The organism is Amycolatopsis sp. WGS_07, assembly GCF_045278895.1.
Taxonomy (GTDB): Bacteria; Actinomycetota; Actinomycetes; order Mycobacteriales; family Pseudonocardiaceae; genus Amycolatopsis.
On the sequence record NZ_CP136053.1, the window covers coordinates 2,680,038 to 2,702,500 of the forward strand.

Genomic DNA, 22,463 nt, shown 5'->3' on the forward strand with positions numbered 1-22,463 from the left:
GACAGCGCGGCGGGGGCGGGGCACGATGGTCGGCATGACGATGACCTGGGACGACGTGACCGCGTGGGCTGTGGAGGAGCTGCCGGAAACCGAGGTGTCGACCTGGTACCGCACGCCCGCGTTGAAGGTGGCGGGCAAGGGTTACGCGCGGCTGCGCACCGAGGCCGAGGGCGGGCTGGTGCTGTTCGTCGGCCTCGACGAGAAGGCCGCGCTGCTCGCGTCGGGCGATCCGGCCTTCTTCACCACCCCGCACTACGACGGGCACGGCTCGATCCTCGTGCACCTCGACCGCGTCGATCCGCAGCAGCTGCGGGAACTGCTCACCGAGTCCTGGCGATCGAAAGCCCCGGCACGGCTCAGCAAATGACGATCGGCTGCGGCGAGTACGTCGTGCTGCGGCTTTCCTCGCGGACCTCGCCGCCGCTGGCCAGGTCGTAGAACACCCGGGTGTCGCTGACGGTGAACCCGGACGCGCCCGGCGACGCGTGGCACTGACCGTCCGGCCCTGGCCCGAACTGCACCGGCGGCGGCACCTGGTTCGACGGCGAGCCGCTGCGGCCTTCGACGCGGAAGTGCTTGGTACCCCAGATCTTCACCGTCACCGAGCCGCCGCTGGCACTCGCCTGTATCGCGAATCCGGTCGGCTCGTTGTTGGCCAGCTTGAGATCCACGGCGTTGCCGGAGCTGTCGACGGCTACCGCGTCGCGGCCCGCCGGGTAGCGGTTGATGAAGTGCTCGTGCGCCGCGTGGCCGCCGTCGCCGAGACCAGCCAGGTAAGCCGCGTTGTACAAAGTGGACGAAAGCTGCGACAGTCCGCCGCCAGCCACCGCTGGGCCGGTACCGTCCTCGTCGACCGGCGCGGACGCGTAACCGCCGCCACGATAGGCGTTGAGGCTGAAGGATTCCCCCGGTTTCACGATGACGCCGTTGATGCGTCCGGCGAGCGTCGCGACGTTCGCCGCGGCCGGACCGCTGAGCCCGCCGGTGGTGTACTCGCCGATGACCTCCTTGATGCCAAGCGCGTTCGCGCCGTCAGTCGTCAAGGTCGGGTGCTTCTGGTCGTAGGCGACCGGCAGATCGCGGCCGGTCGGCTTCGCGAGCACCGCGGTGAGGGTCTTGAAAGTGTTGGCCCAGTTGATCTTTCGGCCGTCCTCGGACGGCGTGACCGCCGGTACGCCGGAGGCGAGGCTGATCTGCGCGTCCTTGCCCTCGGCCTCGGTGGACGCCAGATCCGGCTGGACGGCCGCGCGCAGTTTCTCCTGGTCGATCCGCAGTTCGAGACCGCCGCCGCCGTTCGGCTGGAACTGGAACGACGACGCGATCGCCGCCGGCGCCAGCGTGGTGTCCTTGCCCTGCCCGTGCAATACGACCGGCGCGGAAACCGCGGGCGCGACCACGGTGTCCAGCAGCCGGTGCACGTCGGAGGAGGTGGTCTTGGGCGGCGTCACGGCCATCTTCAGCGTGACCCCGCGCGGCGAAAGCCAGTCCGCCACCACGGTTTGCACCGCAGCCGGGACATCGGTCAGCTCCTGGCCCTGCCGCGGTTCGACCGCATACGCGGTGACGCCGTCCGGTGCCTTCGGCGTGAACCCGATGCTGCCTTCGACCAGCGGATGGTTGAGCTGCTTTCCAGCAAGCTGCTGCACCGCGTCGGTGACTTCGAGCTGGTCGCTGCGCGTCACGACGCCGACCTCGCGCGTGGTGAAGAACGACATCAGCCGCGTGATCGGGCTCCATGGCTGGTGACCGGCCTGGGCGAGCGTGCCCGGCCAGTCGAGGCCGAGCCCGGAATCCGCGGGCACGAGCGTGGTGGTGACGTCGCCGGCGTGCACCGGAACCGGACGCGTGAGCCGCGGCGCGAGTTCGGTGTGCAGCTTGGCTTCGGCCTCGGCGTAGGACAGGTCGCCGACGTCGATCCCGGCCACCTGCACGCCGCGCGGTACGTCGCCGGCGCTGGTCATCAGGTCGATGGTGTACAGCAGCACGAACAACCCGAGCAGGCCGCCGACGATCATGAAGCTGCGGCCGACGCGTTTGCGGAAGCGGCGGAAAGGCGTGTTCGGCGGCGGGGCGCGTCGGCCACCGCGAAGATCTCGGTGGCCAGATCGGGTTCTCCGGCCAGGGCGGGGTCGTTCAGCAGCTCGTCGCTCAGCAGGTCGTCGGCGAACGACGCCGACGAACGGTCTTCCTCACGCAACGCCTGCCTCCCCTGGTACGGGAGCTACAGGTAGAGCCCCGTCCCGTGTTCGGTCCGCTCCGTGGCCACCGCGTGGATGTCGCGTTCGCGCATCACCAGGTGACCTTCCCCCTGGATCTCGACCTCCAGCTGGTCCTCCGGGTTGAAGAGCACCCGGTCTCCCTGCTTGACGTTCCGCACGCTGTTGCCGACACCCAGTACATCACCCCAAACCAGCCTGCGCGCGACTTGCGCGGTGGCGGGAATCACGATGCCGCCGCTGCTGCGGCGCTCGCCTTCCTCCTGCGACAACCGCACGAGGACGCGGTCGTGCAGCATCTGGATCTCGAGCTTGGGCGTGTCCGGCACGCCGTCCATGCTACTGACCGGACACCGGCGCCTTGGGCTCGCCCGCCATCATCAGGCTCAGCGCCTTCCCCCTCCTGCCTCGAAACGCACCGGGACGCCCCAGTCCTGCCGGGTGATCCGGCACGCCGGGTGCTCGCCGCCGTCGTCGCAGCTCGCGGCCTGCGCCACCACCTGCAAGACACCTTCGGTCGCTCCTTCGGCGAACTTGATCCGCCGAACGAGATCAGTTCCGACCCCGGCTCCGTCGGCGAGCAGTTCCGGCGGCGACGCGGTGATCTCCAGCCGCGTCGAAGGCCCGTAGCGCTCGTCGAGCTTCTCGCCCGGCGGCGGGGTGAAGACGACGGAGAACTCGATCTCGCCCGGAGCGAGCACGGTCGGCGGACGCTGTACGGCCTGGCGAGTTCCCGCGACGGCGGTCGCCTGGCCATTGCCCCCGAGCGGGGTAACCCGGTTGCCCGCCGACTCCACGACGTACAGCTCGCCGTCGTGGCGCACCAGGCCTTGCGGTTCGGCGAAGCCGGTCGCGAGGGTCGTGACGTCGCGGGTGAACGGGTCGTAGCGGCGGATCGCGCCGTTGTAGGTGTCGGCGATCGCGACCCGGCCGTCGGACAGCACGGTGAGGCCGAGCGGATGCTGCAGCAGCGCCTGGTCGGACGGGCCGTCCGCGTGGCCGAAGGTGAACAGGTCCGTGCCGACCGCGGTGTGCACGGAGAACGACTCGCCCGCCGGTTCGATCCAGCGCAGGGCCGACGTTTCCGCGTCGACGAACCACAGTTTCTGGCCGTCCACGGCGAATCCGGACGGCTGGGCGAAGAACGCCTCGTGCACGTCACCGTCGCGCAAGCCCTCGACGGTGGTGCCGGCGAACCGGCGGATGGTGCCGGAGACCGGGTCGAACACGCTCAGCGTGTGGTTGCCCGCCATCGCGACGACCACGCCGCCCGCGGGAGCCCACCACGTGACGTCCCAGGGGCTGGTGAGGTCGATGTCCAGCGCTTTGCCGGTGTCGGTGCCGTCGCGCCACTGTTTCCCGGTTCCGGCAACGGTTTTCACCTCGCCGGTGTTGAGGTCGAGGCCGCGCAGTCGGTGTCCGGCGGTGTCCGCGACGATCGCGTGGTACCCGGCGCGCTCGGCGACCTCGTTGGGCAGCAAGGCGATTCCGGACGGTTCGGCGAACTCGGCCACGTCGAACGGCCCGTCCTGCGTGCCCCGGGTGCCGCTGCCGAAGCGGCGGATGACCGTCTCGCCGTCCGAAGCGAACTCGACGATGGAGTGATGTCCGGTGTCCGCCACCAGAATCCGCCCGCCCGCGGTGACGACGGCCTTACTCGGGAAACGCAGTTCCGTGCGCTGCTCCTCGACCGGCACGTACGGGCTGCCGCCCCTACGGAGCGTGCCCTTCGCGTCATGCTTGGCGACCAGGTCGGCGATCACGCGGCGTAGCGCTTCGCCGTGGCCTTCCCCCGCCGCGACGTGCACGACGTAGCCCTCGGGATCCACGACGACCAACGTCGGCCAGGCACGCACGGCGTACTGCGACCACAGCTCCATCTTCGGGTCGTTGACCACCGGATGGTGCACCTCGTACCGGCGCACGGCGGCCTCGATCGAGGTGCGTTCCCCTTCTCGGCTGAACTTCGGCGAGTGCACCCCCACCGTGACCAGGACATCCGCGAATTCCTGTTCCAGTGGACGCAGTTCGTCCAGTACGTGCAGGCAGTTGATGCAGCCGCTGGTCCAGAAGTCCAGCAGCACCACGCGTCCGCGCAGCTGCGCCAGAGTCAGCCGGCTGCCGCCGGTGTTGAGCCAGACGTCGCCGGTCAGCTCGGGCGCGCGCACGCGGGCTTGCCGGGCTTGCGGTGAGGAAGTCACGGGAGGAGTGAACTACATCCGGTCACGCGGTGTTCCGTCAACCACGGCCGGAGAGAAGAACCTCACCCCGGCGAGGGAGCCCATTCCGGTCAAAAAAGGGCGCGCGGACGGGGCAGGGCGCTACGTACGCTTCGGGGCATGGCACACGTTCAGCCGGCCGAAGCCTTCACCGTGGAGGAGGCCCGCATCCTGCAGCAGAATCTCGGCGAGCCCTTGCGGCCTGGCCTCACGCCCGCCGAACTGAGCGACGTCGAGGACCAGTTCGGGTTCACCTTTTCCGACGACCACCGGGTTTTCCTCACCGCGGGCGTCCCGGTCGGCGACCGCTGGCCGGATTGGCGCCACGGCGACCCGGACCAGCTGCGCAAACGCCTCGACTGGCCGGTCGACGGCGTCCTGTACGACGTGGAGAACAACGACCTGTGGCTGCCCGAATGGGGCAACCGGCCGCGGTCGATGTGCAACGCGCTGGCGGTCGCGCGACGGCACCTGGCGACGGTGCCGCAGCTCGTGCCGGTGTGCGGGCACCGATATCTGCCCGCGACCGCAGGGGAATCCGGGTATCCGGTGCTGTCGGTGTATCAGACCGATGTGGTCTATTACGGCTGGGACCTGCGCAGTTACCTGCGGCACGAGTTCGGCGGGGAGCCGTTGGGCGAGGAGCCCGCGGACGTCCGGGTCGTGGAGTTCTGGTCGCGGTTCGTGGAGTGAGCCCTATTCGACGGCGCGCTTGATCCGCGCGAGCGTCTCCTCGATGTTGACGCGGTTGGTCACCGAACGGTCCTTGACCCCAGTGGCCACCACGGTCAACGGCGTGAACCAGCCGGGCCGCTGGTCCCACATGCTCTCGGTCACCACGCAGCCGTCGCCGGCGGGCTCGATCACGTACTCCCAGCGCGACACGGGGATCGGCCCGAGCTTCACGTCGAAGGCGAACCGGCGGCCCTCGTCCGCGGCCGTGATGACAGTGGTGGTCGACCAGCGGCGCACCCCGCGCCGGTTGGTGCCGCGGAATTTCGCGCCGACCACCGGCCCGGTCGCGCCGCCGAGCCAACGGTGCCCGCTGTACTCGGTGGCCGCCTTTGCGAGCGCGCCCGGGTCGCTGACCAGCGCGTACACCTTCGCCGGGGCGGCACTGACCTCGATCTGACCCGTCGCATCAGGATTCACATACCCAGAGTATGCGATCAGGACTCCCTCCGCAGCATTCGGCTGACGCCCGCCGCGACGGTCGTCGCGAGGATCCAGCCGGACGCGGTGAACCCGGCCGCCACCCAGTTGTCCGCCCCGTGCATGTACCAGCGCGACTTGTTGCCGAAGTCGACGATCGGGACCAGCAGGTCGGCGGTGTAGATGACCGGATTCCACTGCAGTCCGGAGTCCTGCTGGTTGACCAGGCAGCGCGGCCCGCTCGTCATGTAACGGCCGGTGTGGTCGTTGACGCAGTCGTCCTTGCCGAGGCCGAACCACAGACTGCCGAGCACCAGCAGCGTGAACAGCCAGCCGAGCGCGCGCACCGGACGGAAGCCGTAGCCGACCATCGAGCGCTGGAGCCAGCTCCACACCCGCACGCCGGGGCCGAAGAACTTGAAGCCCTTCGCGAGCGCTTCGTAGCGGAACTGCTGTTTCCGCAGGGCGACCGTCGAGGCGTGTTCTTCGTTTCCGGCCGCGCGCAGGGTCGCGGCGAGCTGATCGTAGGGGCCTGGCCGGTAGCCGCGCATTGCCTTACGCAGCAACTCGATCCGGTGGTCGAGCGCTTTGTCGTCGTCGAGCGCGATGCCGTGTTTCAGTGCGTCGTAACGGAAATCTTCCAGCTGGAGGCCGTCGGTGGCGTTCCAGATCTCCTCGTTGTCGGCCAGCGAACCGCAATGCGCCCTGCGCAGCCGCACCGACCCGCTCGGCGGCTCAGCGGGAGACAGGACGAACTCGTCCGCCGTGACGTCACTGGCGTCGAGCGCGATGTCATGCGGGGCAAGGGATCCGAGCTTCGCGCCGCCCAGGTCGAGCCGCCGCGCGATCTGCGCGCCGTCGAGGTTCACCCCGCCCTCAGCCAGGAACGGCCGGTCCTTGTCCTCAGTCAGGACCAGGTCGCGCCCGATCCGCGCGGTGCGGATGTCGAGGGAGAAACTGCTCGATTTCCGTTGCCCGGGCTCGGTCAGCAAGGTGCCGAACATGTTCACGCTGCCGCCGATTTCCGCGCCCTGCAGCCGGAGCGTGCCCTTCAGCGTCGCGTCGGTCAGCTGGAAATTCCCGGAAATCTTGGCGCGGCGCGCGGAAAACACGTCGCGTCCCGGATGCAGGAACATCGAGTTCCAGGCGAGGAAGTTGCCGCCGACCGTGACATCCGCGAGCCGGAGCTGCCCGATCGGCACCCGGAGATTGGTCGCCTCGATGTCGCCGCCGATCGTGGACCCGTCGAGATGCAACGCCCGGTCGTAATACGGCGTCGCGCGCCCGCGCACCATGGTGATCTCCGCGCCGGCGAGCCTCAGCGACCCGCCGATGCGCGCGTTGACCATGCGTAGCGTGCCGAAGGCCCTTAGCCCGTCGGACAATTCGAGATTCCCGTCGACCTTCAGCCGATCCGCGACCAACGCGGGCCGCGGATCGAGGTACGGATCCCCGGACTTCCAGGCGTCCACGACGATCGGCCCGCGCTGATCGACCTGAAGCCGCGCCTCGCGCATGACGATGTCACTGTCCACAGTGGCGCTGGGGAGGTAGAGGACTCCCTTGGCGGAGAACCGTTTCCGCTCACTGGCCGGCCCGTAGTTGTCGACCTCGCACAGCAGGCTGCCGCCGATGTGCAAGCCGTTCCCGTTGAACGCGAAGCCATCCGGATTGTCGAACGTAGCCCCGGAAAAGTTGACGTTACCGCCGGTCCGCATACCCGGCAGCCGCACCTCGCCCTTGGCGACCATCCGATATGCCAGGAGAGCACCGGTGATCACCAGCCGGTCGCCCTGAATCGCCTTCCCGTGCGGATGGCTGATCGTGGTCCTGGTGAGCACCACCGACCCGTCGATCACCGCGTCGGTGAGATTGACCGCGGCGTTGGGCATCCCGCGCTCGCGATCGTCACCCCGCTGCACGGTGGTGGTCTCCACCTCGAATTCATCCGCCGCGATTTCCACGACACTGCGGATTAACCGAACGTCATTCCGGCTGCGCAAATTCCGCGCTCGAAGCCCAGGAAGCCAGCATTTCCGGAAAACAAGCCCGAGCAGGGTCGCCTCACGCACGTCCGGCGGATGCTCGAACCGGCAACGCTCGAATTGAAAAAGGAAATTGAGGTCCGCGGCGCGCAGATCGAGCGTCCCGGTGATGTAAGCGTCCTCGACCTGCACGATCGGCGCGTTGGTGGCCTGTCTCCGCCAGCGAAGGATGCCGCCGGTACCAGGTTTGAGCAGGTCCGCGGCCTTCACCTCGTACCGTTTGTCGGGAACCCCGGCAAACGGATCAAGCGGCGGCAAGGTCGTATCGGTCGGCACGAGCCCCTTCTCCCCACGATCGTCGGCCTTCAGGCAATCGGATCAACGGCGGATGAGCAAGGGGCCGGGTGGAGTAGTGCCGGTTCGGCTACCGAGCGCGTGCGGACGACTACGTGGGTGATCCGAGCGATCTTGTCCGAACAGCCATCCCGGGTGGTTGACGCCTGCTATGGTCACTAGTCGAAGCTGATCAAGAACAGAGGGTAGGCCGCGCCCAGGAAGCTGCGGCCCGTGCGGGGAGGCACGACATGCCAGACGGAACGAACAGCGGACTGCAGGGTGTCCAAAACGAGCTTCTCTCGACGGCCCCGACCGCTCCTCCGCCCGGATCCGGGTTGATCCCGGGAGCCAACGCGGCCGCGCCTCCACCGCCGCCTCCGCCGAATTTCGGAGCCCTTGGATCGGGCCAGGCGAAGGCCGACTTCGCGGCGGCCGCGTCCAACGGCGGCTGGGAATTCAACCCGGAAGCGATGGACAAGGTAATCAAGCAGCTCGAGGACAGCTTGGACAACGAGTACGCGAGGGCCCGAACCATCGCGCTCCAGTTCGCGCAGCTCGGTCAGCCGGGTTCGGACACCGTCACGACGGCATACTCGAAGGCAGCGGACCGCGCCACCACCGCGTACAACGAATTTCTCCGCGGAACAGTCGATTACCTGGATTCTTATGTCCAAACCCTCAAAGATATCCGAACCGCGTATGTGAAGCAGGACCACGCTGCGATCGACGCGCTGCGCGGAACCCGAAAGGTCGACTGAATGCGAATTCGTAGCGTCTGCCAACTCGTACTCGCCGGCGCGGGCGCGGTACTGCTGACGGCTTGCGGAGGAGGGTCGACCGGGGGGCAACCGACACCAGCGCCAGCCAGTTCGCAGTCGTCAGAGGCCATGCTTGCCCCGAAGGTCGCCGTGCCGCTGACCAACACGGCCCAGTACGAGGCCGACCCCTGCTCCGCCCTCCCGACGTCCGAGGTGGAACAGGTAGGCGGCAAGGTCAAGGGCACCTCTGTCACCCAGTCGATCGTCGGCAAATCCTGCCAGTGGACGTTCGACGGAAGCGGCGGCAACGTCAGCGCTGGTTTCTTCTCCGGCAACAAGCGCGGCCTCGACAGCCTCTACCAGGAGAACAAGGCAGGCAGGCTCACCACTTTCAAGCCACACGCGCCGATATTGGGCTACCCGTCGGTCGTCTACAGCAAAGGCGACGAGGGGACCGGATCGTGCGCGCTCGCGGTGGGGGTCCGTGACGACCTCACCTACACCGTCAACACCCAGCTGCGTTCGGGAAGCCCGGCGGTAGCCGACCCGTGCGGGATGGCGGAGAAGCTGGCCGCCGCCGAGATCACCCGGCTGAAGGCAGGTTGACATGGCACTCAACGGTCATGACATCTACAACCAGATCCACGACCCGGGCGACACGACAGGCCTGAACGCCATGGGCGGCGGCTGCGGCGACCTCAAATCCATCCACAACGAGGTAGCCAACAAGCTCACCGAAAGCCAAGCGGCGCTCAATTCTTTCTGGAAAGGGCAGGCCGCGGAGACTGGCAAGGCCGGACTTGCGCCCTTGATCGCTACTTCCCACATCGCCGCGGAAAAAATGGACTCGATGCAGAAGTCCATCGCGGAACAGTCGGCGGCGTTCAACTATGTGAAGAACGCTGTTGTTCCAGTCGCGGCGAGCAGGCCTGATGATCAGAAGCTCTCGGACTACGTTTCGATCGGGGCAAGCGACGACGAGATCGCCGCCGCGGAGTTCGACGACAAGACCAAGAAGAACGTCGAGGCGTACGGCCAGTACCAGCTGAGCACCGATCCTCGAACCCAGACCATGCCCATGGACTATCCGGCAGCTCACGATCCGGATGTGTCCTCGACTGGCATCACCCCGGATCAGCAGACTCCGGGGACCTCTTCAGGGCGGATCGGTTCCGGTATCGGGCACCACTCGTCCGGTGGTGGTTCCTCGCACAACTACAGCAGCGGACCCAGCAGCTACTCCGCTCCTCCCGGCGCGGCGGGCATGCAGGCGCCTCCGCCGCCTGGGCACGGTGGGGCCGTGGCACCGCCGCCGGTGCAACCGCCGAATGACAGCACTCGGGCGGCTTGGGCTGATCCCACTCCGCCGCCTCCGTCTGCTTGGCAGCCGCCGTCCGTTTCGCCTGGGGGCGGGAATCCTGGGGGAGCGAACAGCACGTTCGGGCCGGTCGGCGGGTTCGGTGGCTTTGGGCCTACCAGCGGCGGCGGGTTCGGGCCCGGCGGGTCCGGGTCTGGGGCAGGGTCCGGTGGGCCTGGCGGTTCGAGCAGCGGTGGTGCTGGGCCGCGTGGGGTCGGAGGCGGTACCGGCGCAGGAGCGCTCGGCGAGAGCGCGGGCGCGGCTCGTCCTGGTGCCGGTGGTGCTGGAGCGGCCGGAGCCAAAGGCCAGCCTGGGATGGGCGGCATGGGTGGCGGCGGCAAGGGCGGCAAAGGCCCGGAGGACGAGGAGCACCAGCGCAAGATCTTGCTGGCCGAGGACGACCCGGACTCGATTTTCGGTGGTTACGACGGTGGCAGGCCGACGCCACCGGTCATTGGGGCTTAGCGGGATGGCTAGGGGGAGGGAAAAGCGGTGCTGCGCAAGCCCGTTGAGCTGAGCCTGCAGACTTTCGAAGTACTGCTGGAGCGGCTGAATCTCGGCGACATCCACCCGACACTGGTTCGCGGTGCGCTCTGGTACTCGCCGGAGGAGCGGCGGCAGTTGGCCGCCGACACCGACCGCGAGTTGCACAATGTCGGGTTGATGCAACGCGGACGCCTCGCCGACGAGTTCGTCGAGACGATGCATCTGTTGCAGCGGCCGGGCGTCGAGTACTACTCGTGGGTCAAATCGGAACGTGGCGAGCGGACGGTGCGCGCTGCGGCGAGCGGGCGGGACGCGGCGACTGTTGTTGCGGTGAACCAGAAGCTGTACATCTCGCCGTGTTCGGCGGATTCGTTGGTGCGCGAGTTCATCGCGTTGCTGCCTGAGGCGCCGGCGGCGAGGGTTCTCTCGCTGAACTGCTCGGACGCGGATCTCGAGCTGGTCAAGAGCGGGCAGAACACCGGACGGACTAGTCCGAGTATTCGGGACGCTAAGCAGGTATTGCAGTGGCTGGATAAGCCGCATACGTATTTCGGGCGGCTGTACGTCGCGGTCCGGGACAGTCGCGGGAAGCGGCGGCGCAATGAGAATCCGCCGGGGTGGGCGGATATGGAGGAAGGCCGGATTCTGTTCGGGGTGGACAAATCCGGCTGGATCAGCCTGGCGGGGGCTGGGCCGCAGGAGCTGGCGAAGAAGTTGCAGCAGCTGGAGAACGAGCTGCGACAGTGAGAAGGGCCGCCCGGATAATCTCCGGGCGGCCCCACCATCAAGCGTTCGGGTTCAAGACCCGGGACAAGAACGCCTTGGTCCGTTCATGCTGCGGATCACCGATGACCTGCTCCGGAGAACCAGACTCCACCACAACGCCGCCGTCCATGAAGAAGACCTTGTCGGCTACTTCGCGGGCGAACTGCATTTCGTGGGTCACCACGACCATCGTCATGCCGTCCTTCGCCAGTTGGCGCATGACGCCCAGGACGTCACCCACCAGTTCTGGGTCCAAAGCGGACGTTGGTTCGTCAAAAAGCATCAGCTTCGGTTGCATAGCCAGCGCTCGGGCGATGGCGACCCGTTGTTGCTGGCCGCCGGAAAGCTGGCCTGGGTAGGAACCCGCTTTGTCGGCCAGGCCGACTCGGTCCAGCAGCTCCTGGGCACGCTCTCGCACTTGCGCTTTCGGCTCGCGGCGGACCTGCACCGGGGCCTCCATGACGTTTTCCAGCGCCGTCATGTGCGGGAACAGGTTGAACCGCTGGAAAACCATCCCAATATTCTTGCGCTGGGCCGCGATTTCCTTGTCTCGCAGCTCATGCAGGCGGCCGCCGCGTTCGCGGTAACCGACCAGCACCCCATCGACGTACAACCGGCCCGCGTCGATTTTCTCCAGGTGGTTGATGCAGCGCAGCAAAGTGGACTTGCCGGAACCGGACGGGCCGATCAGGCAGAGCACCTCGCGGTCGTGTACCTCCAGGTCGATGCCCTTCAGCACGTCCAGTGAGCCGAAGCTTTTGCACACCTTCTGTGCGGACACTACGGGAGTCACTGCGAGACACCTCCTTCGCGGCCTCGGCCAAAGCGGAAGCCCAGCATTCGTGATCCCCACTTAGCCTGCGTCGCGGTGGCCTGAGAGCTGCTCCTGGAGAAATGCTTCTCGATGTAGTACTGGATGACCGTGAGCACCGAAGTCATGAACAGGTACCAAGCCGCCGCGGTGATCAGCAACGGCACGGTTTCGTAGTTCTGCGAATAGATCGTCCGAACCACTTGCATCAGCTCGAAGTACCCGATCACGACGACCAAAGACGTCGTCTTCAGCATCGAGATGGTTTCGTTCCCGGTGGGCGGGATGATGACGCGCATCGCCTGCGGCAGGATGATCCGGCGCAGCGTTTTGCCCCGGCTCATGCCCAATGCGGACGCCGCTTCCAACTGCCCGCCGTCGACCGACTGGATGCCGCCGCGGACGATCTCGGCCATGTACGCGGCCTCGTTCAACCCGAGGCCGAGCAGGGACGCGGTCAGCTGCGTGATCAGCGTGTTCGTGTCCCAGCTGACGAACGTCGTGCCGAACGGGATGCCCAGTCCGACCCTCGGGTACGCCAGCGCGAGGAAGTTCCAGATGATCAGCTGCGTGATCAATGGAGTTCCGCGGAACAGCCAGATGTAGATCGAGGCCGCCCCGGACATCAGCGGGTTGGGGGAAAGCCGCATCACCGCCAGGAGAATCCCGCCGACAATGCCGATCACCATCGACAGCACGGTCAGCAGCAGGGTGTTCTGCAAACCGTGCAGGATCCGGGAGTCGAAAAGATAGCTTCCGACGACCGGCCACTTCAGCGCCTGGTTCGTGATCACGCTCTGGATCACGATAAACGCGAGGAAAAGGATGATCACCCCGGCGATCCAGCGTCCGTAATGCCGGACCGGGACCGCCTTGATCGGGGCGGCATCGTTCGGCACCCCTGGTCGGGATGCTTCGGTGGACTCAGACACGAGAAACTAAATCCTTAGCTCAGGGGGTCGGGTTGATCTCCGACTTCGCGACCGCGCCGGAAGCGGACAGACCCCACTTTTCGAGGATCTTCTTGTACGTTCCGTCGTCGATGAGCTTCTGGACCGCCCCCTCCACGGCCTTGCCGTAGTCGCCGCTGTTCTTCGGAAGCACGATCCCATACGGCGCGGTGTCGTACGGTTCGCCCACGGCCTCGAGCTGCTCGTTGGTCACCTTGACCGCGTAGTCGATCACCGGGGAGTCGGCCAGTTCCGCGTCCACCCGCTTCGCGGTCAGCGCGAGGTTCACGTCGGTCTGCGCCTCGAAGGTGGTCACGTTGATCGCGGGCTTCCCCGCGGTGGTGCAGGCCTTCGTGCGCTTCTGCAGATCCTCGACCTGCGTCGTGCCCTGCTGCACCGCCACGTTCTTGCCGCAGAGAGTATCCGGGGTCAGTTTCTCCGGGTTGCCCTTGAGCACCGCCAGCGACGTGCCCGCCTTGTAGTAGGAGATCATGTCGATCGACTGCATCCGGTCGGCGTTGATGGTGAAGGACGAAACGCCCATCTCGTACTTCTTCGCCTCGATGCCGGGGATGATCCCGTCGAAGGTCGAGTTCTGGAACTCCATCTGCACCCCGAGCACCTGCCCGACGGCGTTGGCGATGTCCACGTCGAACCCGGTGACCTTGCCGTTCGGGTCCTTGAACTCGTTCGGCGGGTAGGTCTGGTCCTGCCCGACGACGATCTTGCCGTCCGCCTTCACGCCCGCGGGCACCAGCGCGGCCAGCGCGTCGTCCTTCTTGGCCGCCGGCGCGGCCGCGTCCGAGCCGCCCGGAGCCTGGCTGGCCCCGGAGTCGCCCATGCCGTTGCCGCCCGCGCCGCACGCCATCGTCATGCCGACGAGCGCGAAGGCTGGGAGAAGGGCGAGTGCCTTCATTTGCTGTCCTCGGGCCACTTCGTCACTCCTCGTAGTTCTCAAGGGTTGAGAGCTGGCATATTGCCACTCGGAAGCGGGTATGCACAGCACTGATGCGTCACGGGGAAGTTTCGCACAGGACTTGCCGGAAGACGGGTGTCGCGGCCGTCGCGCACGGTAAGTCAGGATGTCCCCCATGAACAGCAACCCCGGTCCCCGGCTGCCGCCAGCCGGACGACGTGCGCGAACGGTGAAAGGCCGCCGCGCGGCCCGGCCCGGCGCGCAGTTCGACGGCTACCTCGCTCCGGAGCGGCCGCACGCCGGCGCCTACGACGAGATGTTCGCGCCCGACGGCGTGGTTCGCGGGCCCTACCGCGCGCTGTACGGCTCGATCGCCGCGCTCGACGCCAGCGACCTCACCAACCGCTCGCAGGCCCTCGACCGGGCGATGGTGGACCAGGGGATCACGTTCTCGCTTTCCGGCCAGGAACGGCCGTTTCCGCTCGACCTCGTGCCCCGCGTCATCCAGGCGACCGAATGGTCCCGGCTCGAACGCGGCGTGACACAGCGGGTCCGCGCGCTGGAGGCGTTCCTCGCCGACGTCTACGGCGACCGGCAGATCCTGCGCGACGGCGTGCTGCCGCGCAGGCTGATCACCTCGTGCGAGCACTTCCACCGCGAGGCCTACGGCATCAAACCGCCCAACGGCGTGCGCATCCATGTGTCCGGAGTGGACCTGGTCCGCGACGAAGAGGGCACGTTTCGCGTCCTGGAGGACAATCTCCGCAACCCGTCCGGCGTGTCTTACGTGATGGAGAACCGGCGCACGATGGCGCGCGTGTTCCCGGACCTGTTCGCGCGGCACCGGGTCCGGCCGGTCGGTGACTACGCGTCACATCTGCTTCGCGCACTGCGAGCGGCCGCCGCGCCGAACGTCGCCGACCCGATGGTCGTCGTGCTCACCCCCGGCGTCTACAACTCGGCCTACTTCGAGCATTCGCTGCTGGCCCGGCTGATGGGCGTGGAACTGGTCGAGGGCCGCGACATGTTCTGCCGCGACAACGTCGTCTACCTGCGCACCACCGAGGGCGAACGCCAGGTCGACGTGATCTACCGGCGGATCGACGACGAGTTCCTCGACCCGGTGCACCACCGGCCGGACTCGGTGCTCGGCGTCGCCGGCATCCTCAACGCCGCCCGCGCGGGCAACGTGGTGGTGGCGAACGCGGTCGGCAACGGCGTCGGCGACGACAAGCTCGTCTACACCTACGTGCCGGAAATGGTGCGCTACTACCTGAACGAGAAACCGATCCTGCCCAATGTGGACACTTTCCGCTGCTGGCTGCCCGACGAATTCGACCACGTCATGCAGCACGCGGACGAATTGGTGATCAAACCGGTCGAGGGTTCCGGCGGATACGGCATCGTCTTCGGGCCGGACGCGTCCAAAAAGGAACTGGACGCGTTGCGCCGCAAGGTGCGCGCGAACCGGCGCGGCTGGATCGCGCAGCCGGTGGTGCAGCTGTCCACCGTTCCGTCCAAGGTGGACGATCGGCTCGCGCCGCGGCACGTGGACCTGCGGCCGTTCGCGGTCAACGACGGCAAGGAGATTTTCGTGCTGCCCGGCGGTCTCACCCGGGTCGCACTGCCCGAGGGCAGCCTGGTGGTGAACTCGTCGCAGGGCGGCGGCTCGAAGGACACCTGGGTACTCGCGTCGCGGTCCTCGACGTCGGAGCAGGAACTCGACCGTCCCGCGCTCGGCGATGTGTCCGTTGTGGACGGTGTGGCCGCGGAGCAGGGTCCGGAACTGTCCACTTCGCAGCAGCAGCAACAGCAACAGCAGAGCTGAGGGAGGGAAACATGATGCTGGCCCGCAACGCGGAGTCGCTGTACTGGATCGGCCGTTACGTCGAACGCGCCGACGACACCTCCCGCATCCTGAACGTCTCGGTGCATCAGCTGCTGGAAGACGCGAGCGTCGACCCGGACCACGTCAGCCGTCAGCTGCTCGCCGTGCTCGGCATCCCGTTCGACGCCGGCGACGCGCTCGACGTCTGGAAGCTGACCGAGCTAGTCGCCTACGCGAAGGACAATCCGTCGTCCATTGTCGGCTCGATCAACTCCGCGCGGGAAAACACCCGCGGCGCGCGCGAAGTGGTCTCGACCGAGCTGTGGGAATGCCTGAACGCGACGTGGAACGCGGTACCGGACCGGCAGCGTTACGCCCGCCGCGCCGGACCGCACGCCTTTCTGTCCTTTGTGGAGGAACGGGCGGCGATGTTCGCCGGTCTCGCCGATTCCACGATGAGCCGCGACGACGGCTGGTTGTTCCTGGTGCTCGGCCGGTCGGTCGAACGCGCGGACATGGTGGTCCGGCTGCTGCTTTCGCGAGTTTCGGACCGGGCTTCGTCGCCGGGCTGGATGACTGTGTTGCGCTCCGCAGGCGCGCAGGACACCTACCTGCGCACCAACCGTGGCGCACTTGACGCCGCCCGCGTGGTGCAATTCCTGCTGCGGGACACGCTGTTCCCGCGTTCGGTGTTCCACGCACTGCGCCAGGCGGAGGACTGCCTGCGCCAGCTGGACCCGGGAATCAACGCGCGGGGCAACGAAAAGTCCGAGGCCGTACGGCTGCTCGGCCGCGCCCGCAGCGAACTGGAGTTCCTGCACCCCTCGGCGCTACTGGACGACCTGCCACGACGGCTGCGCGGGCTGCAGGAAGCGATCAAGGAAATCGGGGAAGCGGTGTCGATGCAGTACTTCCACACGTCACCGTGGGTGGCTTGGAGCGGCGCGGAGGTATCCCTGTGACCTGGCAATTGCGGGTGACACACCGGACCGGCTACCGGTACGCGACGCCGGCCACCCAGTCGTACAACGAAGCCCGGCTCACCCCGCGCTCGGACCGGCGGCAGACCACTTTGGCCACTCGCATCGAAACCTCCCCGGCCACTCGCGCGTATCGCTACACCGACTACTGGGGCACCGACGTCACGTCGTTCGACTTGCACGCGCCGCACACCGAGTTCACCGTGCTCGCGACCTCCGTGGTGGAGACGGCGGACGAGGCGGAACCGGTGCACACGGCGACGTGGAAGGACCTGCAGAGCGAGACCGTCCGCGATCAGCGCACGGAGTATCTGACGCCGACGCCGTACACGCCCAATGATCAGGAACTGTCCAAACAGGCCCGTGCGCTGCGCAAAGGACTGGACCCGGCGGACGCGGTGCTCGCGATCTGCGGCTGGGTCAACGACCAGCTGAAGTACCAGCCCGGAACGACCGGTGTGCACAGCACGGCGACCGATTCGTGGCGGGCGCGCGAGGGCGTGTGCCAGGACTTCGCGCACGTCACGCTGGTGATGCTGCGCGCGATCGGCATTCCGGCGCGCTACTGCTCGGGCTACCTGCACACCAAGCCGGAGGCCAAACTCGGCGAGAAGGTGGAGGGCGAAAGCCACGCCTGGGTCGATGTGTGGACCGGCGGCTGGTGGGCGCACGATCCGACCAACGCGATCCCGGTCGGACCGCGGCACGTCTGGGTCGCGACCGGACGCGACTACGCGGATGTGGCCCCGTTGAAGGGGATCTTCACCGGGGCCAGTCAGTCCACTTTGGATGTTTCGGTGGAACTGACCAGGTTGGCGTAGTCACGCGGTCTGCCGGCGACGGGAAACCACCAACAGCCACAGCAGGTACCCGCCGCCCAGTGCGGCCGCGACCACGCCTACCGGCAGCAGCGAAGCGTCCAGCACCCGCTGGCCCACGTAGTCCGCCGCCAGCACCAGCACCGCGCCCATCGCCGCGGAGGCGAGCAGGTTCGGTCCCGGGCGGCGGGTCAGGCGGCGCGCGAGCTGCGGCGCGGCGAGGGCGACGAACGGGATCGGCCCGGTCGCGGCGGTCGCGGAAGCGGCCAGTGCGACCGCCGCCAGCAGCACCACCGCACGCACTCGCGGCACCGCGACACCGACCGCGACGGCGGCGTCATCGCCCATTTCCAGCATCCGAAGTGCGGGCTGGTGCACGAAGATGAACGGCGCGAGCACCACGACGGCCAGGCACAACGGGATGAAGTAGTTCCAGTCGCGGCCCGCGAGGTCGCCGGTCAGCCAGCCGACCGCCTGTGCCGCGGCCTCGAGTTTCGCTTGCACCAGCAGGTAACCGTTCACTCCGGCCAGCACGGCGCTCACCGCGATGCCCAGCAGCACCAGCCGTGAGCTGAGCAACCCGTGCGGCGCGCACAGCGCGGTGACCAGCAGCGCGGTGAGCAGGCCGCCCGCGATCGCGCCGACCGAAACCAGGCCGGGACCCGCGCCGAACAGCAGGATCATCATGATCCCGCCGGTCGCCGAGCCGGTGGTGAAGCCGATGATGTCCGGGCTGCCGAGCGGATTCCGCGTCACCGTCTGGAAAACCGCGCCCGCCAGCGCGAGCGCGATGCCGACGAAGATCGCGACCAACGCGCGCGGCAGGCGGCCGGTGACCACCAGGTACTGCGCCTTCGTGCCGGACCCGGCGAGCGTCTGCAGGACTTCGACCGGCGACATCTCGTAGTCGCCGGTCCCCACGGCCAGCACCAGAAGCACCGCCGCCACCAGGGTCAGCAGGCCGACGACCACCCACGTCCTCATCGCCGCACCGCCTTCAACCGCCGCGCCACGACCACGAAGGCAATACCGCCGATCACGTCCGTCATCACGCCCACCTGGATTTCGCCGTTACCGCCGAGCAGCCGGCCGAGTACGTCGCAGCCGAGCAGCAGCACCGGCCCGAGCAGCGCGGACAACGGCAGCACCCACCGTTCGTCCTGGCCGACCAGCGCGCGTACGACGTGCGGGATCATCAGCCCGACGAAGGCGATCGGCCCGCACGCCGCGGTCGCGGTCGCCGACAGCAGGCCGACCGCGATCATGCCGACCGCGCGGGTCAGCACTGGGTTCGCGCCGAGACCGCGCGCGCTGTCGTCGCCGAGTGCGACCGCGTTGAGCGGCCGGGCGAGCACTCCCGCGATCACCAGCGCGACCACGAAGAACGGGAGCAGCCCGGCGAGGCTGTCGAGGTTCCGGTTCACCAGGGAGCCGACGAGCCAGTACCGCATCTGGTCGAGGCTGTGCGTGTTGATCATCTGCATGCCCTGGTTGATCCCGACGAACACGGCCTGGATCGCGACGCCCGCGAGCACCAGCCGCAGCGGGCTCACCGAGCCGCCGATCACCGTGACCAGGACCGTTCCGGCCAGCGCGCCGAAGAACGCGAACCACACCAGCTGCTCCGGCGAAGACACCGAGAACACCGCGCCGCCAAGGACGATCGCGACCGCCGCGCCGTGGTTGATGCCGAGCAGGCCGGGGTCCGCGACCGGGTTGCGCGTGATCGCCTGCAGCAGCGCGCCGGCCAGCCCGAGCCCGACGCCGACGGCGAGCCCGAGCAGCGTCCGCGGCAGCCGGGCGTCGCGGATCACGACGTCCTCGAACGTGCCGCTGTAAGAGAACAGCGCGTGCCAGACGCTGCCGAGCGGCAATCGGTTGGAGCCGAAGGCGATGGACAGCACCACCACCGCGACGAGTGCGACGAGCGCCGCGACCAGCACTGTCGCGCGAACGCCCCAGCGCCGGGATGTGACGCGCTCCCCAAGCAGGACCATGGCGTTTACCCTAAGGCAAGGCTAACCTCAGGCGGTACCTCACCCGATCCTCCGGAGTTCCGATGACCATCTCACCGGCGCGGCTGTCCCGCCGCGGCTTCCTCGCGGGCACCGCGGCCGCGGGCACCCTCGGCCTGCTGAGCGCCTGCGGGTACAAAGACGACCAGCCGGCGGCGAGCGGCGGCACGACGTGGTCCTTCACCGACGACCGCGGCCGCAAGCTCAGCGGCGAGCGTCCGCAACGCATCGTCGCACAGGTGACCGCCGCGGCCGCGTTGTGGGACTTCGGCGTGAAGTCGGTGGGCATCTTCGGCCCGTCGAAGCTCCCGGACGGCAAGCCCGATCCGCAGGCGGGCGGCGTCGACCTGAAGTCGGTGACGTCGCTTGGCAACGTGTGGAACGAGTTCAACTTCGACAAGTTCGTGTCGCTGAACCCGCAGCTGCTGGTCAGCGTGATCTACCTGAAGCAGCAGATGTGGTACGTGCCGGACACGATGGCGGAGAAGGTCGACAAGGCCGCCCCGAGTGTCGGCATTGGACTACAAGACATCGCGATGCCGCAGGGGATCGCGAAGTTCGAGGCGCTGGCGAAGGCGCTCGGCGCGGACGTCGCGACGCCGGAGATCCAGCAGGCGAAGGAAAAGTACGAGGCCGCGGACGCCAAGTTCGCCGAGGCGGTGAAGAAGACGTCCGGGCTCAAGGTGCTGCTGCTGTCGGCGCAGAAGGACACGACGTACGTGGCCAACCCCTCGAAGTTCGCGACCTCGAAGCACTACCAGGAGAAGGGGATGCAGTTCGTCCTGCCGGAGAAGCCCGACGAAAGCCAGGGCGGCTACTACGAGCAGGTGAGCTGGGAGAACGTCGGCAAGTACGCGGCCGACGTGATCATGTACGACTCGCGCGGCGGATCGCTTTCGCTCGGCCCGGACGGGCTCGGCGGCGTCCCGACCTGGCAGCAGCTGCCCGCGGTGAAGGCGGGCAAGCTGATCCCGTGGAACAACGAGACGCCGTTCTCGTACCAGCGGTTCGCGGCGGAGCAGACCCGCGTGGCCGACGCGCTGGGCAAGCTGGCCTGAGACCTGTGCCTGCGCCGGGCGAACCCGGCGCAGGCACACGACGTCAGCTGCGGGCGTGCGCGTCCAGCAGGTGCGCCACCGCTTCGGTGACCTGCTGGGCGTAGTCCAGGTTCAGCCACTCGTCGGGAACGTGGATGTTGGAGTCCGCCCCGCACGCGCCGGTGACCAGGAACTGCGCCTCCGGGTACTTCTCGCCGAGCAGGCCCATGAACGGGATCGACCCGCCCATGCCCGCGGCCCGGTGCGGACGGCCGAACACCTCGTCGTCGACCCGGCGCAGCGCGTCGGTGAGCCACGCGGCTTCCTCCGGCGCGTTCCAGCCGTTCTCGGCCTGCTGGTCCTCGGCGATGGTGACCTTCGCGCCGTACGGAACGTCCGTGGTCAGCGCGCGCTTGATCGCCGCCAGCGCGTCTTCCGCGACCGCCGTGGGCGGCAGACGGAAGCTCAGCGTGAGCGTGGTGCTCTGCCGCAAGACGTTGCCGGCTTCGGCGGGCTTCGGGAGCCCTTCGCCGCCGATGATCGACAGCGTCGGCCGCCAGTAGTTGTTCAGCAGCAGCTCAAGCGCGTCCTCGGACACCGTCTTGCCGCCGCTCACCAACGGGAACGCCGTGCGCAGCGCTTCCGGAGCCACCTCCGCGACCGCCTCGATCTCGGCGCGACGGCTGGCCGGCACCTCGACGTTCAGCTCGGACAGCTTGATCTCGCCGGTTTCCGCGTTCTCGATCCGCTCCAGCAGCTGCCGCAGCACGCGGAACGAGCTGGCGACGACCCCGCTGGCCAGGCCGGAATGCTGTGCGGTGGCGAGCAGCTGGACGTTGACCGTCAGGTGCACCATGCCGCGCAGGCTGGTGGTGAGCCAGAGCCGCTCGTAGTCCATGCCGCCCGCGTCGAGGCACACGACGAGGCTGACTTCGCCGAGCCGCGCGCTCAGGTGCTCCAGGTAAGCGGGGAGGTCCGGGCTGCCGGATTCCTCGCCGGTTTCCAGCAGCAGCGCGATTCGCGCGTGCTCGCCGCCGGCCGCGTGCACCGCTTCCACCGCGGCACTGGCCGCGTACCCGGAGTAGCCGTCGTCGACCGAACCGCGGCCGTACAGGCGACCGTCGCGGATGACCGGCGTCCACGGGTCGAGGCCCTCGGACCAGCCGCCGACCGGGGGCTGCTTGTCCAAGTGCCCGTACATCAGGACAGTGCCCTTGTCCGTCGCGCCCGGGGTGGCCGGAACGTCGACGAACAGCAGCGGGGAACGGCCTTCCAGCTCGACGACCTCGATCCGCGCGCCCGGCAGGTCGCGCCCTTCGAGGTAGGCCTTGACGTGCTGGACAGCGGCGGCGAGATGGCCGGTCGACGCCCAGTCCGCGTCGAACGCCGGGGACAGCGCGGGGATCGCGACCAGACCGGACAGGCTCGGCGTGACGTCGTTGATCCACGTCGAGACCACGGATTCGCGTACGGATTTTTGTTCCACAGCGCCATCTTGCCACGGTGACCGACGTCACCGGCACGACTGAACGTCGTGAGTGTTCAGTCCGGTTAGCGACGGCAACGCCGCTCGCGAGGGCAGGTAGGACGCGGGATGGCCGCCCGACCATCGCCTCTCCCATACTCGGGCGTCCAAACGTTTCCCCTGTTCAGCGAGGTTTTCTCAGCAACAAATCAGCAACTGCCGCTCTCCATCGGAGCAATTCTCGTGCCAGGATGTGGCCACGAACCGTCAACGCCGACGGTGACCGGAGCACCTCGGACCCGAGGCGCCGGTCCCCGCCGGTGCAGTCGCTGTGGCCGCCACAAGCGGCCGTCAGCGGCGCCGACACCG

At 67.9% G+C, this 22,463-nt stretch carries 21 protein-coding genes and 1 pseudogene; 10 read left to right on the forward strand and 12 right to left on the reverse strand.

Annotation, left to right across the window (positions count from 1 at the left end):
• Positions 1-25: 25 nt before the first annotated feature.
• Entirely contained in the window at positions 26-367 is a 342-nt protein-coding gene (locus tag RPX00_RS12545) for an MmcQ/YjbR family DNA-binding protein (RefSeq protein ID WP_406639691.1), read from the forward strand.
• On the opposite strand, the gene RPX00_RS12550 is transcribed toward RPX00_RS12545, so the two are convergent.
• From RPX00_RS12550 to RPX00_RS12565, 4 genes and pseudogenes are all read right to left on the reverse strand, one after another.
• Positions 357-2,015 (reverse strand): VanW family protein, encoded by a 1,659-nt coding sequence (locus RPX00_RS12550; RefSeq protein WP_406639692.1) that lies wholly within the window; start codon positions 2,013-2,015, stop codon positions 357-359. The two genes, RPX00_RS12545 and RPX00_RS12550, sit on opposite strands and share 11 nt — an antisense overlap.
• Positions 2,012-2,197 (reverse strand): hypothetical protein, encoded by a 186-nt coding sequence (locus RPX00_RS12555; protein ID WP_406639693.1) that lies wholly within the window; start codon positions 2,195-2,197, stop codon positions 2,012-2,014. The genes RPX00_RS12550 and RPX00_RS12555 overlap by 4 nt, the downstream gene beginning before the upstream one ends.
• A 24-nt stretch (positions 2,198-2,221) precedes the next feature.
• Positions 2,222-2,554, reverse strand: coding sequence for a GroES family chaperonin (locus RPX00_RS12560; RefSeq protein WP_406639694.1), 333 nt, complete (start codon positions 2,552-2,554; stop codon positions 2,222-2,224).
• A 1-nt stretch (position 2,555) separates the two neighbouring features.
• Positions 2,556-4,384, reverse strand: a pseudogene (locus tag RPX00_RS12565) (NHL domain-containing thioredoxin family protein).
• A gap of 171 nt (positions 4,385-4,555) precedes the next feature.
• Here RPX00_RS12565 and RPX00_RS12570 point away from each other — a divergent pair.
• Positions 4,556-5,128 (forward strand): hypothetical protein, encoded by a 573-nt coding sequence (locus tag RPX00_RS12570; RefSeq protein WP_406639695.1) that lies wholly within the window; start codon positions 4,556-4,558, stop codon positions 5,126-5,128.
• A gap of 3 nt (positions 5,129-5,131) precedes the next feature.
• Here the strand turns inward: RPX00_RS12570 and RPX00_RS12575 are convergent, their stop codons facing one another.
• Together RPX00_RS12575 and RPX00_RS12580 are read right to left on the reverse strand one after the other, a co-directional pair.
• Positions 5,132-5,587: an SRPBCC family protein gene (locus RPX00_RS12575; protein ID WP_406639696.1), complete on the reverse strand. Its 456-nt coding sequence runs from the start codon at positions 5,585-5,587 to the stop codon at positions 5,132-5,134.
• Between the two features lie 17 nt (positions 5,588-5,604).
• Positions 5,605-7,908 (reverse strand): oxidoreductase, encoded by a 2,304-nt coding sequence (locus RPX00_RS12580; RefSeq protein WP_406639697.1) that lies wholly within the window; start codon positions 7,906-7,908, stop codon positions 5,605-5,607.
• A gap of 248 nt (positions 7,909-8,156) precedes the next feature.
• Here RPX00_RS12580 and RPX00_RS12585 point away from each other — a divergent pair, with 248 nt between their 5' ends.
• The 4 genes from RPX00_RS12585 to RPX00_RS12600 are packed head-to-tail and all read left to right on the forward strand — an operon-like array spanning position 8,157 to position 11,256.
• The gene (locus RPX00_RS12585; RefSeq protein WP_406639698.1) at positions 8,157-8,666 is read left to right on the forward strand and encodes a hypothetical protein; all 510 of its coding nucleotides are present in this window, start codon (positions 8,157-8,159) and stop codon (positions 8,664-8,666) included.
• Positions 8,667-9,272 (forward strand): DUF3558 domain-containing protein, encoded by a 606-nt coding sequence (locus RPX00_RS12590; RefSeq protein WP_406639699.1) that lies wholly within the window; start codon positions 8,667-8,669, stop codon positions 9,270-9,272. It abuts the gene before it with no gap.
• Between the two features lies 1 nt (position 9,273).
• Positions 9,274-10,488: a hypothetical protein gene (locus RPX00_RS12595; protein WP_406639700.1), complete on the forward strand. Its 1,215-nt coding sequence runs from the start codon at positions 9,274-9,276 to the stop codon at positions 10,486-10,488.
• A gap of 27 nt (positions 10,489-10,515) precedes the next feature.
• The gene (locus RPX00_RS12600) at positions 10,516-11,256 is read left to right on the forward strand and encodes an ESX secretion-associated protein EspG (RefSeq protein ID WP_406639701.1); all 741 of its coding nucleotides are present in this window, start codon (positions 10,516-10,518) and stop codon (positions 11,254-11,256) included.
• Positions 11,257-11,293: 37 nt separating this feature from the next.
• On the opposite strand, the gene RPX00_RS12605 is transcribed toward RPX00_RS12600, so the two are convergent.
• The 3 genes from RPX00_RS12605 to RPX00_RS12615 are packed head-to-tail and all read right to left on the reverse strand — an operon-like array spanning position 11,294 to position 13,951.
• Positions 11,294-12,067 (reverse strand): amino acid ABC transporter ATP-binding protein, encoded by a 774-nt coding sequence (locus RPX00_RS12605; protein WP_406639702.1) that lies wholly within the window; start codon positions 12,065-12,067, stop codon positions 11,294-11,296.
• Positions 12,064-13,017: an amino acid ABC transporter permease gene (locus RPX00_RS12610; protein WP_406639703.1), complete on the reverse strand. Its 954-nt coding sequence runs from the start codon at positions 13,015-13,017 to the stop codon at positions 12,064-12,066. The genes RPX00_RS12605 and RPX00_RS12610 overlap by 4 nt, the downstream gene beginning before the upstream one ends.
• Before the next feature lie 19 nt (positions 13,018-13,036).
• Positions 13,037-13,951 (reverse strand): ABC transporter substrate-binding protein, encoded by a 915-nt coding sequence (locus RPX00_RS12615; RefSeq protein WP_406639704.1) that lies wholly within the window; start codon positions 13,949-13,951, stop codon positions 13,037-13,039.
• A 166-nt stretch (positions 13,952-14,117) separates the two neighbouring features.
• On the opposite strand from RPX00_RS12615, the gene RPX00_RS12620 reads away from it, so the two are divergent.
• Genes RPX00_RS12620 through RPX00_RS12630 form a run of 3 tightly spaced genes read left to right on the forward strand, consistent with a single transcriptional unit; the run spans position 14,118 to position 17,580 of the window.
• On the forward strand, positions 14,118-15,779 hold the full coding sequence (locus RPX00_RS12620) for a circularly permuted type 2 ATP-grasp protein (protein WP_378303474.1): 1,662 nt from the start codon (positions 14,118-14,120) through the stop codon (positions 15,777-15,779).
• Positions 15,780-15,793: 14 nt separating this feature from the next.
• Positions 15,794-16,741 (forward strand): alpha-E domain-containing protein, encoded by a 948-nt coding sequence (locus RPX00_RS12625; RefSeq protein ID WP_406642889.1) that lies wholly within the window; start codon positions 15,794-15,796, stop codon positions 16,739-16,741.
• Positions 16,738-17,580, forward strand: a complete 843-nt coding sequence (locus RPX00_RS12630; protein ID WP_406639705.1) for a transglutaminase domain-containing protein — start codon at positions 16,738-16,740, stop codon at positions 17,578-17,580. The genes RPX00_RS12625 and RPX00_RS12630 overlap by 4 nt, the downstream gene beginning before the upstream one ends.
• Here the strand turns inward: RPX00_RS12630 and RPX00_RS12635 are convergent, their stop codons facing one another.
• Positions 17,581-18,561 (reverse strand): FecCD family ABC transporter permease, encoded by a 981-nt coding sequence (locus tag RPX00_RS12635; protein ID WP_406639706.1) that lies wholly within the window; start codon positions 18,559-18,561, stop codon positions 17,581-17,583.
• Positions 18,558-19,574 (reverse strand): FecCD family ABC transporter permease, encoded by a 1,017-nt coding sequence (locus tag RPX00_RS12640; RefSeq protein ID WP_406639707.1) that lies wholly within the window; start codon positions 19,572-19,574, stop codon positions 18,558-18,560. Before RPX00_RS12640 ends, RPX00_RS12635 begins: the two co-directional genes overlap by 4 nt.
• A gap of 62 nt (positions 19,575-19,636) precedes the next feature.
• Here RPX00_RS12640 and RPX00_RS12645 point away from each other — a divergent pair, with 62 nt between their 5' ends.
• Positions 19,637-20,650, forward strand: a complete 1,014-nt coding sequence (locus tag RPX00_RS12645; protein WP_406639708.1) for an ABC transporter substrate-binding protein — start codon at positions 19,637-19,639, stop codon at positions 20,648-20,650.
• A gap of 43 nt (positions 20,651-20,693) precedes the next feature.
• On the opposite strand, the gene RPX00_RS12650 is transcribed toward RPX00_RS12645, so the two are convergent.
• Positions 20,694-22,115 (reverse strand): M20/M25/M40 family metallo-hydrolase, encoded by a 1,422-nt coding sequence (locus tag RPX00_RS12650; protein ID WP_406639709.1) that lies wholly within the window; start codon positions 22,113-22,115, stop codon positions 20,694-20,696.
• Positions 22,116-22,463: the final 348 nt, after the last annotated feature.